This window comes from Marinobacter bohaiensis (assembly GCF_003258515.1).
Lineage (GTDB): Bacteria > Pseudomonadota > Gammaproteobacteria > Pseudomonadales > Oleiphilaceae > Marinobacter_A > Marinobacter_A bohaiensis.
Genome location: NZ_QGEH01000004.1, coordinates 147,779 through 163,809, shown reverse-complemented (window position 1 = coordinate 163,809; position 16,031 = coordinate 147,779). Strand labels below are relative to the sequence as shown.

General features: G+C 64.0%; 13 protein-coding genes and 1 riboswitch. Of the genes, 4 read left to right on the top strand and 9 right to left on the bottom strand.

Going from position 1 to position 16,031, the window contains the following annotated elements; all coding sequences use genetic code 11:
- Window positions 1–29: 29 nt before the first annotated feature.
- Genes DKK67_RS17395 through thiB form a run of 3 tightly spaced genes read right to left on the bottom strand, consistent with a single transcriptional unit; the run spans window position 30 to window position 3,287 of the window.
- Window positions 30–650 carry an ATP-binding cassette domain-containing protein gene (locus DKK67_RS17395; RefSeq protein ID WP_111497782.1) on the bottom strand — a complete coding sequence of 207 codons (621 nt, stop codon included), beginning with the start codon at window positions 648–650 and terminating at the stop codon, window positions 30–32.
- Complete coding sequence (thiP, locus tag DKK67_RS17390; RefSeq protein WP_228160689.1) at window positions 643–2,310, bottom strand: thiamine/thiamine pyrophosphate ABC transporter permease; 1,668 nt, start codon at window positions 2,308–2,310, stop codon at window positions 643–645. The genes DKK67_RS17395 and thiP overlap by 8 nt, the downstream gene beginning before the upstream one ends.
- Window positions 2,286–3,287, bottom strand: coding sequence for a thiamine ABC transporter substrate binding subunit (thiB, locus tag DKK67_RS17385; protein WP_111497780.1), 1,002 nt, complete (start codon window positions 3,285–3,287; stop codon window positions 2,286–2,288). Before thiB ends, thiP begins: the two co-directional genes overlap by 25 nt.
- A gap of 45 nt (window positions 3,288–3,332) precedes the next feature.
- Window positions 3,333–3,432, bottom strand: a riboswitch (TPP riboswitch).
- Between the two features lie 393 nt (window positions 3,433–3,825).
- Here thiB and DKK67_RS17380 point away from each other — a divergent pair.
- The gene (locus DKK67_RS17380) at window positions 3,826–5,412 is read left to right on the top strand and encodes a BCCT family transporter (protein WP_111497779.1); all 1,587 of its coding nucleotides are present in this window, start codon (window positions 3,826–3,828) and stop codon (window positions 5,410–5,412) included.
- A gap of 100 nt (window positions 5,413–5,512) precedes the next feature.
- Here the strand turns inward: DKK67_RS17380 and DKK67_RS17375 are convergent, their stop codons facing one another.
- From DKK67_RS17375 to DKK67_RS17360, 4 genes are all read right to left on the bottom strand, one after another.
- Entirely contained in the window at window positions 5,513–6,517 is a 1,005-nt protein-coding gene (locus DKK67_RS17375) for an alpha-L-glutamate ligase-like protein (protein ID WP_111497778.1), read from the bottom strand.
- Window positions 6,517–8,028, bottom strand: coding sequence for an inactive transglutaminase family protein (locus DKK67_RS17370; RefSeq protein WP_111497777.1), 1,512 nt, complete (start codon window positions 8,026–8,028; stop codon window positions 6,517–6,519). The genes DKK67_RS17375 and DKK67_RS17370 overlap by 1 nt, the downstream gene beginning before the upstream one ends.
- Window positions 8,025–8,831: an ATP-dependent zinc protease family protein gene (locus DKK67_RS17365; protein ID WP_111497776.1), complete on the bottom strand. Its 807-nt coding sequence runs from the start codon at window positions 8,829–8,831 to the stop codon at window positions 8,025–8,027. Before DKK67_RS17365 ends, DKK67_RS17370 begins: the two co-directional genes overlap by 4 nt.
- 139 nt (window positions 8,832–8,970) lie before the next feature.
- Window positions 8,971–9,330 (bottom strand): hypothetical protein, encoded by a 360-nt coding sequence (locus DKK67_RS17360; protein ID WP_111497775.1) that lies wholly within the window; start codon window positions 9,328–9,330, stop codon window positions 8,971–8,973.
- Window positions 9,331–9,665: 335 nt separating this feature from the next.
- Between DKK67_RS17360 and rmuC the strand changes: the two genes are divergently transcribed.
- Together rmuC and DKK67_RS17350 are read left to right on the top strand one after the other, a co-directional pair.
- Window positions 9,666–11,234, top strand: a complete 1,569-nt coding sequence (gene rmuC / locus DKK67_RS17355; protein WP_228160703.1) for a DNA recombination protein RmuC — start codon at window positions 9,666–9,668, stop codon at window positions 11,232–11,234.
- 437 nt (window positions 11,235–11,671) lie between these two features.
- Window positions 11,672–12,505: a hypothetical protein gene (locus tag DKK67_RS17350; RefSeq protein WP_111497774.1), complete on the top strand. Its 834-nt coding sequence runs from the start codon at window positions 11,672–11,674 to the stop codon at window positions 12,503–12,505.
- A 35-nt stretch (window positions 12,506–12,540) separates the two neighbouring features.
- On the opposite strand, the gene DKK67_RS17345 is transcribed toward DKK67_RS17350, so the two are convergent.
- Window positions 12,541–13,560, bottom strand: a complete 1,020-nt coding sequence (locus DKK67_RS17345; protein ID WP_111497773.1) for an AraC family transcriptional regulator — start codon at window positions 13,558–13,560, stop codon at window positions 12,541–12,543.
- A gap of 236 nt (window positions 13,561–13,796) precedes the next feature.
- Between DKK67_RS17345 and DKK67_RS17340 the strand changes: the two genes are divergently transcribed.
- Complete coding sequence (locus tag DKK67_RS17340; protein ID WP_111497772.1) at window positions 13,797–14,939, top strand: CaiB/BaiF CoA transferase family protein; 1,143 nt, start codon at window positions 13,797–13,799, stop codon at window positions 14,937–14,939.
- 30 nt (window positions 14,940–14,969) lie between these two features.
- Here DKK67_RS17340 and DKK67_RS17335 read toward each other — a convergent pair whose 3' ends face one another.
- A complete protein-coding gene (locus DKK67_RS17335) occupies window positions 14,970–16,001 on the bottom strand; it encodes an AraC family transcriptional regulator (RefSeq protein ID WP_228160688.1) in 1,032 nt (343 codons plus the stop codon).
- Between the last annotated feature and the right edge of the window lie 30 nt (window positions 16,002–16,031).

Below are 16,031 nucleotides of genomic sequence, written 5' to 3'. Positions count from 1 at the left end.
GCAGGGGCCCGTATTGGAGCATAGCTGGTTCAGGCTGTCAGGCGCAGTACGTCGTCCGCCAGGGTTTGCACATCGTCTGTGTCATGGCTGACCAGCAGCAGAGTGGTTCCGGCGGCCTTGTGACGGTCCAGCAGGGCCAGCAGGGTGGCGCGGGTGTCCGGGTCGAGGCCGGTCAGGGGCTCGTCCAGCAGCAAGAGGGGCGAGCGGCGCAGCAGGGCGCGGGCGATGGCGATTCGCTGGCGCTGGCCGCCGGAGAGCGCGGTGGGCAAGCGCTGTTCCATGCCCGCCAGGCCGACATCCGCCAGCATCGACGACAGCGCTGTCTCGTCGGCGTCGCTCAGCTTGAGCCCCGGGTGGATGCCGATGGCCAGATTGTCGCGGACGCTGAGGTGGTCGAACAGGTTGTCCTCCTGGAACACCGAGGTGACCGGCCGCTCCCAGGGCGGCAGAGCGTCGATTTCACGGTCCTGCCAGCGGACGTGGCCGGATGTCGGCTCCAGGAAGCCGGCTACCAGATTGAGCAGCGTGCTCTTGCCGCAGCCGCTTGGGCCGGTGATGGCGAGGCAGGTGCCGGTGTCGACGCGGACACTGAAGGTCAGCGCCCGCTCGGCGCCGGGGTAACGGAAAGTCAGGCGGTCGATGTCAAGCATGGATCGGATACCGGCGTGATCGGAATGAACGTTGTTGCGGCTTGCGATGTGCGGCCCGCGATAGGCGGTTGAGCGCATGAAACACCAGCAGCAATAGCAGCAGCATCACCAGCGCCGTGGCCGAGGCGTTGGCCATCTGGTAACCGGCCAGTTGCTGGTACAGCAGCAGCGGCAGTGTCGGGTTGGCCGGGCTGCCGAACAGGGCCACCACGCTGAAGTCCCCCAGCGACAGGCCGGCCGCGTAGGCCAGGGCCAGCAGAATCGGGCGCCGCAGCAGCGGCAGGACGATCCAGCGCAGGCGGTAAAGCCCCCGCACGTCGAGTTGGTCCGCCAGACGGGAGGTCGCGGGCGACAACGTGGCCAGTGGCCCGCGCAGGACCTGCAGGACGAAGGGCAGCGCCATCAGTGCGTTAATCAGCGCCACCAGCGTCAGCCCCTGCGGGCCCTGGCCCAATTGCGGCCGCAGCAGGATGAAAAGCCCCGTGCCCAGCACCAGGGCCGGCACCAGCAGGGTCAGGTGGCCGCAGGCTTCGGTCAGCCGGGCGCGACGACCATGGCCCGCCTGACGTTCGTGCCGGCTGCACCCCAGGATGGCCAGCCCGAACCCCAGGCTCATTCCGGCCGCGGCCGTGGCGACCAGCACGCTGCGCAACAGACTGGACCAGAGCAGGGTGTTGCCGGCGCTGGTCCAGAGTCCGGGCAGCCCTTTCCAGACCACCGCCGCCAGCGGCAGCAGCAGGAACAGCAGGAACAGCGCCAGCAACGTGCGGTCACGCCAGCCCGCCAAGCCCCGGGCATCGCGGCGCAGGCCCGGTGACGTTTCCAACTGTCCCGGAACCAGTCCGGATGGGCCCCGATAGCGGGTGGCCAGCCACCACAGGCTGCCGCAGATCAGCAGTTGCACCAGTGCCAGCACCGCGGCACGGGCGAAGTCGAAGTCATAGCGCAGGGACTGGTAGATGGCCACCTCGATGGTGGTGGAGCGCGGGCCGCCGCCCAGGGTCATGACGATGGCGAAGCTGGTGAAGCAGAGGATGAAGATGAACACCGCCAGCCCCGGCAGGACCTGTCTCAGCGCGGGCCACTCCAGGCTGCGCCACAATGCGCGGCTGCCCAGGCCGTACTGGGCGGCCAGGCGCCACTGATTGGCGGGGATGCGTTCCAGCCCCTGCAGCAGGATGCGCGCCGCCAGGGGGGCGTTGAAGAAGACGTGGGCCAGCAGGATGCCCTGCAGGCCGTACAGCGTCCAGCCACCGAGGGCGTCGAACACCGGGCTGAGCCAGCCGCTGCGGCCGTAGACCGCGACCAGCCCGAAGGCCGCGACGATGCTGGGCAGCACCAGGCTGAGCTCGCTCAGGCGCAGGATCAGTCCGCGGCCGAACAGTCGTGGTTGGCGGTGCAGGGCGCGGGCGACAGGAATGGCCAGCAGCAGGCTCAGCAGTGTGGACAGGGCGGCCTGGTAGACGCTGAACCAGATCACCTGGCGCAGGTAGGCGGACTGCCACAGCTCGGTCAGCGCCGCCCCGCGCCACTCGCGCATCAGCCCGAAAAAGCCGGCGGCGACGATGCCCAGCAGGAGTAGCGCCACCAGGCGACCCGGCCAGATCTGCCAACGGGGATGGCTCAGCGGCGGTGTCATTGTGCGGTCGCGTTGAGCCACTCGTCGATCCAGGTCCGGCGGTTGTCCGCCACGGTTTGCGGTTCGAAGTAGAGGGTCTGTTCCGGCCGGATCAGGCGTTCAAAGACGTCCGGCAGCTCATCCCCCAGGTCGGTGGCCGGGTACATCACGTTCTTCAGCGGAATCTCGCTCTGGAACGCCGGTGACAGCATGAACGCCAGGAACCGTTGCGCCAGCTCGGGCTGGTCGCTGGTACGCACCCGGGCGCCAACTTCCACCTGCAGGTAATGCCCCTCGTCGAACGCCACCGCCTGGTAGCGATCGGTGTTATCCACCGCCATGTGGTAGGCCGGCGAGGTGCTGTAGGACAGCACCATCGGCGCCTCGCCGTTCATGAACAGGGAAAAGTAGGCGTCGCTCCAGCCCTTGGTCATAGTCAGGATGTGCGGCTGCAGGGCCTGCCATTTCTCGGCCGCCCGGTCGCCGTAGACTTTCTTCATCCACAGCAGGAAGCCCAGCCCCGGGGTGCTGGTTCGCGGATCCTGCAGGATAATCTTGAGGTCATCGGGGGCGTTGATCAGGGCGTCGAGGCTGGTCGGGGGATGCTCCAGCTGCTCGGTGTCGTAGACGAAGGCGAAGTAGCCCCAGTCGTAGGGCACGAAGGTATCGTCGTTCCAGGTAATGGGCAGGTTCAGAGCTGACAGCGAGGTGCCGTGTGGTGCCAGCAGTCCGGTCCTGCGGGCGTCTGCCATGATGCTGGCGTCCAGGCCGAGCACCACGTCGGCGGGGGTGGATTCGCCCTCCAGGCGCAGCCGGTGCAGGATGGCGACGCTGCTGTCGAGGGCTACGAAATCGAGGGTGCAATCGCAGCGGGCTTCGAAGCGTTCCTTGATGGCGGGTCCCGGTCCCCACTCGGACACGAAGGACGGGTAGGTGTAGACGGTCAGTGTGGGCGCGGCGAGGGCGTACTGGCTGCAGAAAACCAGGGCCGCCAGCAGTGCCCGGAAAGGTAATGCCATGTCAGGGTCCCGTTATCGGTCGGTGGAAACGGGGGCCGCAGAATAGGCGCAATGCCACTCAATCCCTGCGCCGGCATGATCCGGATCAGGTTCTGCGGGTTTGATCTCAGCCTGCCATTTCCAGCAGACACCCCGTTGAGAGGGTCTCATTCTAACAGAGACCTTCGCCTTCATGGAGTCGCTGGACATAGAGCCGCTGGAAGCGTGGCGGGCTATTTGCGGACGGTGACAACCATCTTTAGACCTGTAAGTAAATAGCGGGTCGGGCGTCTCACGTGACGCTGCGCATGTCGGTGCTTGGGAATGTCACTCTTCAGACGCCGAAAAGTCTTTCGGGCCGGCTTTATCCGGCTGTTCCGGCATATTATTGGGATTTTCCGTATTTTCCGGGAAGCGGCGGCCAATCTGGTCTACGTTGAGTGTATGGAGGCAGGCCGTCATTCGATTTTGATATTTTGTACTCAAATCAATAAACTTACACGCCTGTAATTTGAGTCCAAAACTATTGGGCCAGTAAATCCGTTCGAGGAGACTTGACGTGAGCGAAGTCCTTAAAGACGAGTACTCCACCGACTATCAAGCGGGTCAGGACAATGTAACCCCCCTGGGGCTCGACCTGCACAAGACGGTGTTCTTCATTACCGCTGCGTTGATTATCGTATTCGTGGTGGGAACCCTGCTGTTCCCGGACGTTTCGAAATCAATGCTTAACGGCGCCAAGACCGGGGCCATCAATAACTTTGACTGGCTGTTCCTGATCAGCGGTAATATCTTCGTGATTTTCTGCCTGGCACTGATCTTCATGCCGGTGGGCAAGATCCGCATCGGCGGCAAGGATGCGGTGCCGGAGTTCTCCACCCTGTCGTGGTTCGCAATGCTGTTCGCAGCCGGCATGGGTATCGGCCTGATGTTCTGGGGCGTGGCTGAGCCGGTGGCCTACTACACCGACTGGTATGGCACGCCGCTGAATGCAGCGCCCAATACGCCGGAAGGTGCCAGCATGGCACTGGGCGCCACCATGTACCACTGGGGCCTGCACCCGTGGGCGATCTACGCGGTGGTCGCGCTGTCCCTGTCGTTCTTCGCCTTCAACAAGGGCATGCCGCTGACCCTGCGTTCCGCGTTCTTCCCGATCTTCGGTGATCGCGTCTGGGGCTGGATCGGTGACATCATCGACATCCTGGCGGTGCTGGCCACCATCTTCGGTCTGGCAACATCTCTGGGTCTGGGGGCACAACAGGCGGCTTCCGGTCTGCAGTACCTGTTCGGCGTCGACGGCGGCATGGCAACCCAGATCGCCATCATCGTCGGTGTCACCTGCGTGGCGCTGGTATCCGTGGTGCGCGGCCTGGACGGTGGCGTCAAGATTCTCAGTAACATCAACATGGTCCTCGCAGCCCTGCTGTTGGCGTTCGTGATCTTCGCCGGCCACACGCTGGGCGTGTTCCAGGCCATGTGGACCACCGCCTCCTCCTACGTCGCCAACATCGTGCCGCTGAGCAACCCGTTCGGTCGCGAAGACGAGACCTGGTTCCACGGCTGGACCGTGTTCTACTGGGCCTGGTGGATCTCCTGGTCACCGTTCGTCGGCATGTTCATCGCCCGTGTTTCCAAAGGCCGCACCGTACGTGAGTTCGTCACCGCGGTACTGATTATCCCGACCGTGATCACGGTTGTCTGGATGAGTGCCTTCGGTGGCAGCGCGCTGGAGCAGATTCAGGCGGGCGTGGGCACCCTGGCGACCGATGGCCTGAGCGACGTTTCCCTGGCCATGTTCCAGATGTTCGAGAATATCCCGCTGACCGCGGTGATCTCCTTCATCGGTATCATCCTGGTGCTGGTGTTCTTCGTGACGTCTTCGGACTCCGGTTCGCTGGTCATCGACTCCATCACCGCCGGCGGTAAGCTGGATGCGCCGACCCAGCAGCGTGTTTTCTGGGCGGTTATGGAAGGCGCCATTGCAGCGGCCCTGATCTTCGGTGGCGGCTCTGAGGCCCTGACCACGCTCCAGGCGGGTGCAGTCAGTGTCGGCTTGCCGTTCACGCTGGTCTTGCTGGTCATGTGTTATGGCCTGTTCAAGGGGCTGAACAACGAGCGGGCGCTCATTGACGCCGGCATGAAGTAAGCCGAACCCCGGCTGAAATAAAAAACCCGCCTCGAATGAGGCGGGTTTTTTTATGTTCGCATTCCGGCTCGTAGTGATCCGGCCAGGGTAGGCGGCGCGCTCAGGCGCTGGCGTAGGCTCCGGGGCGAACGTCTCGCTTGGCCGGCGTCGACAGATTGCCGGCGTGGCTGAAGACCGACATCGCGTACTCCACCCGTGCTTCCGGTGTCAGGTGGGTGCGCTTGAGGCCCTCGATGTAGTGCAGGCGGGGCAGCAGCCCCTTGCCGTTGGCCATCTGGATGGCCAGGCCGGGGCGTGCGTTGAGTTCCAGCAGAGTGGGGCCGGTTTTCTGGTCCAGCACCAGGTCGGCGCCCATGTAGCCCAGGCCGGTGGCCTCGTAGCAGCGGGAGGCCATCACCAGCATGGTGTGCCACTCCTCGATGTGGATCTTGTCCAGCGCGTGACCGGTATCCGGATGGGTCTTGACCGGGCGGTTGAACTGCACCGCGTTGAGGCTTTGCCCCGTGGCGATGTCGATCCCCACGCCGATGGCGCCCTGGTGCAGGTTGGCTTTACCGTCCGATGCCTTGGTGGCCAGGCGCAGCATAGCCATCACCGGATAACCCCGGAACACGATGATGCGGATGTCCGGCACGCCCTGGAACGAAAAGTCGGTCAGCGACGTGCGGCACTGGATCAGGTCCTCGACAATCGCCACGTCAGGGGAGCCGCCCAGGGAGTAGAGCCCGGCCAGGACGTTGGACAGATGCCGCTCCAGGTGTGGCAGGGACACTTTGGCGCCGGACGCTTTGACGAACTGATCGTCCTCGCGCCCGGTGATCACCAGGATGCCCTTGCCGCCGGAGCCTTTGGCCGGTTTGATGGCGAAACCGTCCAGGTTGGGGATCATCTCGCGGAAGTGGGAGATCTCGTGCTGCTGGCTGACCACCTGACGCAGCTCCGGCGTCGCCACGTCGTACTCGGCGGCAATCAGCTTGGTCTTGAGCTTGTTGTCCACCAGCGGGTACGCGCTACGGTCGTTGTAGCGTGCAATGTAGTCCACGTTGCGGCGGTTCATGTTAAGCATGCCGCGGCGCGCCAGAGCGCCAGGGGAGATCCAGCGCATCAGTCGTATTCCTTCATCGGGTGGAAGCGCCGCAGTTCACTCAGCTTGTAGCCGGTGTACTGTCCCATCAGCAGGATCACCGCCAGCACCACCAGGTGCAGTTCCGGGAAGTTGAACGTCAGGTGTCCGGCCAGCGGCAGGCTCATCACCAGGTACGCCAGTATGGCCACCAGCAGGCTGCCGCCGCCCTGGACGAAGACCTCGTGGGGGCCTTCCTCTTCCCACAGGATCGACATCCGTTCGATGGTCCAGGCCAGGATCACCATGGGGAAGAAGGTGACCGTCATGCCTGTGTTAAAGCCCATCTGGTAGCCGACAATACTGATCGCCGTACTCATGAATATGACCAGTATGATCAGCGTGGCAATTCTCGATACCAGTAACAGGTTGAGATTGGACAGGTAGCCCCTGAGCAGCAGCCCCATGGCCACCACGCTGACGAAGGTCACCAGGCCGGGGCCGAGGGATGTCTGCAGGAAGGCCACGGCGATCAACACGGGCATGAAGGTACCGGACGTCCGGATGCCGACGATCACGCGCATGAACGCCACGACCATGGCCCCCAGCGGCAGCAGCAGGAGCATGCGGAACATGCTCTGCTCCTCGATGGGGAGCTGATAAAGGCTGAGGAAGCCCAGGCCGTTCTGCATGGATTCGGCGCGGGCCAGCTGCAGGGCCGGTACGGTCTGGCGCAGCATGGCAAAGCTGACCACCGACTGATTGCCGCCCATGACGTCCAGCAGCGAGTCGGTGTTGCGGCTCCACATCAGGACATTGTCCGGCAACCCCTGTTCGCCCGTTTGCGGGTCGAAAGTCAGCCAGTTCTCGCCATCGTAGATTTCCAGGAACGGGCGCAGGGGCTGGCGGCGGCGTGCGTCCTCGAGCTTGATGCCTTCTGAGATACGCGCCGGGATGTCGGCGTAGTTGAGGAGCTTGGACACCACCTCGACGTCGTTATTGCCCGCCAGCAGCAGTGCGGTGTTCTGGTTCGGGTCGGAGGACCGGACCAGCTTGATCACCTCCCGGGTCATGCTTTCCGGGGTGCTGGATTTCGCCGCCGCCAGGTCGAGCACTTCGTTCGCCGCTGTGGCCTGGGGCTCCTCCCAGAAAACGCTTTCCGGTACCGGTGGCGTATCCGGTGACTGGGCGCGGGCGTTGGTGTCCGGCACGAACTGGGCCTTGAAATACAGCGTCTGCGGACCGTTGGCCTCGCGGATCGACCACTCGCCGCGGCGATCGCCATTGTCGTCGACAATCGAGAAGCCGTAACCGGGCGAGGCGGCCTGCTCGGACAGCACGTGGAATCCGGGCGGATCGTCCGGCAGGTTCAGGCTCGCCAGCACCGGTTCGCCCTGTGCCTGGAAATCGACCCGCGCTTCCACCAGCCAGACCGGGCGCTCTTCGCCGGAAAGCCAGGGGATTCCCAGCTCAAAGTGACGCAACATGGACAGGCCCAGGCCGGCGAAAATGAGCAGGGCGATCGCCGTGTAGAAAGGATAGCGGGATTTCACTGGGCGTCAGCCTTACCGGCCTCGGCCGGGTGATTGCGGGTAAATTTCTCGGGCAGGGTAGTGGCGTGTTCCTTGCCGACATCGACCAGCATTACATCGCGCAGGATGTTGCGGCCAATCAGCACGGTGTGAGACAGGTTGGCCCGATTCGACAGGGTAAATTCGGCCTTCTGCACGTGATCACCAATGGCGAACTGCAACTCAACGACGGCCCGGCGCTCGCTTTCGTCCGCGGACGCCTGGATGATCCTGGCGTTACGGGACAGCGGGCGTTCCAGGGTTTTGAACTGATCCTCGGTGCCCTGTACCGGCACGTCGAAGCGGACCCAGTCTTCGCCGTTACGTTCGAAATAGGCGACGTTGCGGGCGTCCATGGAGGACGTTTCCGCGCCGCTGTCGACCCGCGCTTCGTAGGTGAACCCCGGCTCCAGGAAGTGGATGCTCTCCAGTTCGCCGACGATCAGCATGCCGTTAAGACGCTGGGAATCGGCGGTCATCCCCGTACTTGGCGCGGAGCAGACCGGCTGTGGCGTCTTGGGGCAGGATGGCGGTTTGATCTGTTCACGGATGGTTTCGATCAACGCACGAGTGTTCTCGTTGTTGTTGCGGACCATGCCGCGGTGATGGGCCTTGAGGTCTTCGCTCAGTTCATTCAGTTGTTGGGACTGGTCAGCCTCGGAACGCGTCAGTTGGTCAAGATCCTGCTCCTTGACCAGGACCGAGCCGGAACAGCCCGCGAGCAGGGTGCCGGTCAACAGCGTGATCAGTAGCGGGGGGAGCGTGCGAAGTGCGCGCGTGGGCATGGAAAAAACCTCTGTCCGTGAAAGCCTGTCGTTAGTCGTATCCGCCGCCTGTCCGGAGGATTTTCGAAAGCCCGGAGTATACAGGAATACGACATTACAAGGATTTACCGATATGTAACCCCAGTGGACAAACCCGTCATTATTCTGTCACACCCGGCGGCCGGTGAGCGCGAAGGTACTGATCAACATCCAGGATGTCGTTGGAGCGCAGATAGTCCTGAACCGCCGGCGGGCAATTGAGATACAGCAACAGGAGTTCGCGCTGGATGTCCTGGTCCTGGATGCGCGACGCGTAGTGGATGAGGCTGCGGATGGCCGCGTCGGAGTCGAGGCAGACGGGCTCGCTGTAACGCAGTCCGACGAGCGTGTGCAGCCTCTCCAGGTGATAGCGCCCGGTGTGGGTGAGGTGTTCGGTCAGGCTGACGTTGCCCGGGCCTTCGGCATGGGGTTCCGGGCGGTCGTGTTGCCCGGTGGTCCTGCGCCAGAATGCTTTCAGCATGGTTTTGTCTCGAAAAGTCCCTGTCCGGAGCCGGCTCGCGCGCATTGCCCGATCGGGGTCGCGCCCGGGCAGTCGCGTTTTTGTTATAGTGATATCCGTGTTGTAGCTCAGTTTACGAGCCGGTTCCATCCCTGGATGCAACCAACAGCACGGCGATCGCCTTTTTGCGAACCGGGTAGCGTGGGGAGCGCAACAGCGGCAACGCATGGGCATCGATAATCACAGGCGTTGCGCATGTCCCCGCGTGCTCGCATCCCGCGTCGCCTGGCGGCGCGGCGTCCCTCGGCCCGAATCAACTTCAGGAGTAAACTGTGCCCTTGTCCCTGTCCCGGGAAATGATCCCCGAACTCGCCCTCATTGCCCTGGCGACACTGGTGTTGACCGCCGCGGTCTGTGTCGTGATCGGCCAGCGCCGTCTGCGCCGTGAACGGGAGGCGGCCCGGGCGCAGATCGGCTCGCTGGAAGAACAACTGGAGTCGGCGGCCCTGGCCAGCCACGAGGCCACCAGTCAGGTGGCCCTGCTGCAGCAGGAGCGGGACCAGTTGCGGCAGCAGGAAGAGCGGGCCCGGCAGCAGGCCAGTGAGCTGGAGGCCAGCCGCGAATCCTGGCGCAACAAGACCAGCGAGCTGGACAACCGGCTGGCCTCGCTGGAGGCGGAGAAATCCGCCGCCCACCGGCGTGAGACGTCCCTGGAAACGCGCGTCAACGAACTGAACGGACAGCACGAAAAGATCAGTCGCGAACTCTCCGACGCCCGGGTGTCGATTCGCGAATACGAGGTCACGCTGGAAGAGGAGCGACGTGCCACCGCCGAGAAGCTGGAGCTGCTCGAGCGCAACCGGGACGCCCTCAAGCAGGAGTTCGAGAACCTGGCCAACCGCATCTTCGAGCAGAAGAGCGAGCGCTTTTCCCAGCAGACCCGCACCAGCCTGGACACGCTGCTCAACCCCTTCCGCGACCAGTTGCAGGATTTCCGCAAGCGGGTGGAAGACGTCTACACCACGGAGACCCGTGACCGCCAGGCCCTGCGCAGCGAGATCGACGCTCTGCAGAAGCTGAACCGCCAGATCACCGAGGAAGCGGCCAACCTGACCAAGGCGCTGAAAGGCGACAAGAAGGTGCAGGGCAACTGGGGCGAGCTGATCCTGGAACGGGTGCTGGAAAAATCCGGGCTGCGCAAGGGCGTCGAATACGAGACCCAGGGCAGCTACCGCGATGCCGACGGACAGCTGCTGCGTCCGGACGTGGTGATCCACCTGCCCGACGAACGCAACCTGATCGTGGATTCCAAAGTGTCGCTGCTGGCCTACCAGGAGTGGGTCACCGCCGACGAGGACAGCGAACGGGAAGCCGCCCTCAAGGCCCATGTGGACGCCGTGCGCCAGCACATCCGCGGCCTCAGCGAGAAGGATTACAGCCAGCTCCACGGATTGCATTCGCCGGATTTCGTGTTGCTGTTCATGCCTATCGAACCGGCGTTCGTGGCCGCTTTCCAGTACGACGAGAAGCTGTTCGCCGAGGCCTTCGAGCGCAAGATCATCGTGGTCACCCCCACCACTTTGCTGGCCACGCTGCGCACCATCGAGAACATCTGGCGTTACGAGCGCCAGAGCCAGAACGCCCGCCTGATCGCCGACCGGGCCGGCGCCGTCTACGACAAGCTGCGCGTGTTCGTGGAGTCCATGGAAAAACTGGGCGGCCAGTTGCAGACCGCCCAGGGCACCTACGACTCGGCCATGAATACGCTGACCCGGGGCAAGGGCAACCTGATTTCCCAGGCCAACCGCTTCGTCGAGCTGGGTGTACGGGTCAAGAAAGAACTGCCCAAAGCGGTGCGCGACCAGGCCGAGATCGGTGAGCGACCCGACGAGCCGCCGGTGCGCGCCGTCGGCAAGGATGATTGATTGCGGTGGGCCGCAGTTCACAGAGGGTGTCTGGCCGCTTCTCTAGAATGGCGGGATCATCCTTCAATCGCCGGGAGCCACCCGATGATCGACGCGCCGCACACCCCAGCCGGTTTTCGTGAGCCATCGCTTCCCGTTTCCAGCGGCCGCTGCGGCGGCGAAGACGACGAACACACCGATGGCACCGTGATTGTCGACTGATGCGCGACTGTTGCCAGATGAACGATTGTTGGACGAAGGGCGTGCGCACCACAGGCGTCAGGTTGAATCCTGGCGGTTTATGGCAGAAACTTTTGTAAAAATAGGCATTGAGACGATGTACTTGGAAACCGGGAGGAAGTCCGCCCTGGCGCGGTTCCTCGATACCCCGAAATACCGGGTGGTCCGGCGGGGTCCGTGGTTTCCAATCCAGTGATGTACCTGCGGAGAATTCAGGAATGAAAAGCATATGGATGGGTGTGGTTGTCAGTGGAATGCTGTTCGCCCAATTGGCTTACGCCTTGCCGCCCGAGCATGAAACCCGCCGCCTGATGATAGCGGTGGAGAAGGCGGTCGCCGACGAGAAGTGGGGCGAAGCCGGCGAATACCTCAATCGCCTGCAATCACTGGAAACGCCCAAACCCGCTGAATACGCCTTCTATCGCGGTCGGGTGATGTTCGAGGCGGGGCACCTGAACGAAGCCATGTCCGCACTGGAAACCTACGTCACCCAGGTTGGTGCCGAGGGCGAGCATTACACGGAGGCGCTGGAGCTGATTACCGCCGTCGAGCAGACCCGCAACGAGCAGGGCGATGTGGCGGCAGCCGCCCAGTCCCAGGGTGACCCGGTGGCAACCATTGAGCCGGCCGCTGGTGATGCTATCCGGGACCTGCAGCGTCTCTATCTGGCCGACACCCCGCAACAGGCCCTGGAGCGTCATGCCAACAGTCTGTTGTCCCAGAATGCATGGCGTAACAACAACGGCCGGGTGATTCGCGCCGACGAGTCGCCGGATGTGCAATATCGCGTTCAGGCGGGCAACGGCGAGCTGCAGGTGCAGGAAACCCGCCGCCTGGGGGATGGTCGCTCTGAAGTCATTTCCACCCGGCTGTCTGTATACGGCATTAACCCGCTGCTGCGCTGGGACTGCCCGGATGACGGTCGCACCTGCTGGATCTACGATCCGCGCGACGGCTCGCGCTGGCTCAAGCTGGGCGGTCAGCCGGACACCACCCAGGCCCTGGCGCGCACCCTGGGTGATCTGATTCGCCGTCTGCAGTCACCGTCCTGATTTTTCGGGCCCGGCATGCCGATGCGGTGCCGGGCTCAGTTCTCCTCTCCGCCGCCGTCCCGCCAGGCGCCCGGCGTCATGCCGGTCCATTTCTTGAACGCGCGATGAAAGGTCGATGGCTCGGTAAACCCGACGTCGTGGGCGATGTCGTTGATGGGGCGGTCGCCCCGGCTCAGGTAGTAGATCGCCAGATCCCGGCGCAGCAGGTCCTTGATCTCCTGGAATGAGGTGTTCTCCTGCTTCAGGCGTCGGCGCAGAGTCTGTGGGCTGACGTGCAGTTCCGAGGCAATCCACTCGAAATCCGGCAGGGCCCGGGAGAAATCCCGTCCGATCAGGGCGCGGATGCGGCCGGTGAAGCTGTGCCCCTCGTCCGGACGGGCCAAAAGGTCCGCCGGCGAGGTTTTCAGGAAACGGCGCAGCTCCGGCCGGTCGCGGATGATCGGCGCGGCCAGGAAGCGTCGGTCGAACAACAACTCGGTGCGCTCCGCATTGAACGTGAGCGGGCAGTGAAAGATGTGGCGGTACTCGTCGGCGTGGGTCGGTGGTGGGTAATCGAAGCGGGCACCGTCCAGCGTGATCGCCTGCCCGATGAGCCAACTGAACAAGCGGTGCCAGATGACCAGGATGCTCTCGCGCAGGAAGTACTGGGGATCGGCCAGCGTGCCGCTGGCCTCCAGCACCAGTGCGACCTGGCCACTGTCCTCCCGCTCTTCCAGGCGCATGCAGACGGTGCCGTCGAACAGTCGCGAGAACTGGTGGGCCCGCTGCAGACCGCCGCGCAGTGTTGAATGTCCGATCACCAGCGTGCACAGGGTGGCGAAGGTGCCCGGATGACAGCGTCGCGGTCCCAGGCCCATGAATTCGTCCGCCATGGTCTCCCAGATGACCTGCATCAGCCGGGTAAACTGGCCGCTACTGACCCGGGCGCCGGGCGCACGCAGCCGCTCCGGCGCGATGCCGGCGGTACGCAGCAGGGCATCGGTATCAAGAGCCTGTTGTTGGGCCCCGCCCAGGGCAGCGCGCACGAAGTGTCCGGAGACCGTCAGTTTTGCCATCCTGTGACCTGTATTCCAACGAAACATCGCTCATCATAAGAGGGTGCCGGGGCTTTGCAACCAACCTGGCTGGCCTGGTGGGCCAGTGAGTTGATCGTTCCGGCCAGTCGCTTTGGCGGATGAGGCTGTTGGCAGTCCGGCGCCGGGCGGGCAGTCTGAAGATCGAGTTCGCCGCGCTCGTCCAGGGCGTCGCGTTTTCTGGAACTCAAACGTTTGAAGGCAAGAGGAGGAGTGGTATGGCCGGACCCCTGCAAGGACTTCGTGTGCTCGATTTTACCACCTTGTTGCCTGGGCCCTACGCCACCATGATGCTGGCCGATATGGGGGCGGAAGTCCTTCGGGTAGAGGCGCCGGACCGGCTGGACCTGACCCGCGTCATGCCGCCACACGATGGCGGTACCAGCACCGCCCACGCCTACCTGAACCGGGGCAAGGCGTCCCTGGCGCTTGACCTGAAACGGCCGGACAGCGTGGCGGTGATCAAGCAATTGGTGGCGGATTACGACATTGTGATCGAGCAGTTTCGCCCCGGCGTCATGGACCGTCTCGGGATTGGCTACGATACGCTGCGGGGCATCAATCCGTCCCTGATCTACTGCGCCATCACCGGCTATGGTCAGACCGGCCCCTATCGCTACCGCGCCGGGCACGACATCAATTACCTCGCTCTGGCCGGTGTGAGCAGTCATTGTGGCCGACAGGCGTCCGGGCCGCCGCCGCTGGGTATTCAGGTGGCGGACGTGGCTGGCGGCTCGCACCATGCGGTCATGGGCATTCTGGCTGCGGTCATCCACCGTCAGCAAACGGGGGAGGGGCAATTGGTCGACGTGAGCATGACCGACGCGGCCTTTGCGCTCAACGGCATGGCCGGAGCAGCCTGCCTGGCGGGAGGTGAGGTTCCCGGGCCGGAGCGCTCACTGCTTAACGGCGGCTCGTTTTACGACTATTACGAGACTGCCGACGGGCGCTGGCTGTCGGTGGGCAGTCTGGAACCGGCGTTCATGGCCCGGCTGTGCGATGCGCTGGGCCTGTCGGAGCTGAAAGATCAGGGGCTGAGTCCGGACCCGGAGCGCCAGCGTGAACTCAAACAGGCGCTGAAAAGTGCCCTGGCCGAACGCACGCTGGATGAGTGGCAAGCGCTGTTCGCCGAGCTGGACGCATGCGTGGAGCCGGTACTCACCGTGGCCGAAGCGTCGGCGCACCCGCAACTGCGGGCCCGCGACATGGTGCTGGATGTACCGCGCCCTGAGGGCGGCACGCAGCCGCAACTGGGGCATCCCATCAAGTTCAGTGCCACACCCTGTCAGGCACGCCATACCGGCCGCTCCCTGGGCGCTGACAGCGACGCCGTGCTCGGATCACTGGCGCGAGCGAGGTAGTGTCCGGTCCGTTATAAAACGAATGGGGCACTAGTCCTGATGCTGGCGCCGGAAGTCGGTCGGCGTCTGGCCGGTACGCTGCCGGAACAGCCGGTGAAACGACGTGGCTTCAGCGAAACCCAGGCGGTCGGCGATGTCGGCAATGGCCAGGTCGGTATGGATCAGCAGGTCGGCGGCCAGCGACTGGCGCACCTCGTCGAGTAACGCCTGATAGCTGGCGCCCTCGCGATTGAGGCGGCGTTGCAGGGTGCGGCGGGTCATGTGCAGGTCGGCGGCAACCAGATCCTGGCGGCTGACACCCTGCAGCAGCTGATGGCGGATGGCTTCGCGCACCCGGGTGAGCAGGGCGGCATCGTCCTGGATGCTCGCCATCTGGTGTCGGGCATGGGCTTCCAGGGTGCGTCGCAGGCTTGGGTCCGGCTGGCGCAGCGGGATGTCCAGCAACCGCCGGGCGGCCACGACACGATTGTCGTCCGCGCCGAAAATCACTGGGCAGCCCCAGCGACCGGTGTACGCGGCCTCCAACGCTGCGCCCGGTGAAGGGCGCTCCAGGCGCACTTCGATGGGCGCGGTGTCCGTGTCGTCGCCGAGCCAGCGTGCGTACTGGATCCAGGAAGCGATGACGTTGTCGATCAGGTGAGGGCGGACCAGCGGATCGGTGTAGGCGCATTGCCAGGCCAGGTGCATGGTATCGCCCTGGAGGTCGAAGCGAGTGAGCCCCATGTCGCCCACCAGTTTCTCATAGGGAACGATCGCCTGGATGGCCTCGCCCAGGGTGGCGCAGCTCATGGTGATGTAGCCCAGCACGCTGTAGGAGCCGGGTTGCACGAAATCGCCTGTTTCCAGTCCGAGAATGGGGGTGTCCGCGGCTTCCACGAGCAGTCGGATGAAGTGCTGGAAGCGGGCGCCGTCGATGCGTTGATCATCCGGTGTCTGCGCCGTCAGTCCGATGCCGGCGGTGGCCAGAAGAGACGCGGTGGCAACGCCTTTGGCTTCGGCGGCGCGCAGGTATTGTCGTACGGCGGCCATGGACGCGGTGCCGAGGGAAGAAATCGTGGTCATGCCGGTTGTTGTCGTTGTTCCGATACGGCA

Excerpts from the sequence above, each read along its gene's own strand:
- DKK67_RS17395 (WP_111497782.1), bottom strand. The coding sequence starts at position 650 with ATGCTTGACATCGACCGCCTGACTTTCCGTTACCCCGGCGCCGAGCGG.
- thiB (WP_111497780.1), bottom strand. The coding sequence starts at position 3,287 with ATGGCATTACCTTTCCGGGCACTGCTGGCGGCCCTGGTTTTCTGCAGC.
- DKK67_RS17375 (WP_111497778.1), bottom strand. The coding sequence starts at position 6,517 with ATGCGCTGGATCTCCCCTGGCGCTCTGGCGCGCCGCGGCATGCTTAAC.
- DKK67_RS17365 (WP_111497776.1), bottom strand. The coding sequence starts at position 8,831 with ATGCCCACGCGCGCACTTCGCACGCTCCCCCCGCTACTGATCACGCTG.
- DKK67_RS17360 (WP_111497775.1), bottom strand. The coding sequence starts at position 9,330 with ATGCTGAAAGCATTCTGGCGCAGGACCACCGGGCAACACGACCGCCCG.
- rmuC (WP_228160703.1), top strand. The coding sequence starts at position 9,666 with ATGATCCCCGAACTCGCCCTCATTGCCCTGGCGACACTGGTGTTGACC.
- DKK67_RS17350 (WP_111497774.1), top strand. The coding sequence starts at position 11,672 with ATGAAAAGCATATGGATGGGTGTGGTTGTCAGTGGAATGCTGTTCGCC.
- DKK67_RS17345 (WP_111497773.1), bottom strand. The coding sequence starts at position 13,560 with ATGGCAAAACTGACGGTCTCCGGACACTTCGTGCGCGCTGCCCTGGGC.
- DKK67_RS17340 (WP_111497772.1), top strand. The coding sequence starts at position 13,797 with ATGGCCGGACCCCTGCAAGGACTTCGTGTGCTCGATTTTACCACCTTG.
- DKK67_RS17335 (WP_228160688.1), bottom strand. The coding sequence starts at position 16,001 with ATGACCACGATTTCTTCCCTCGGCACCGCGTCCATGGCCGCCGTACGA.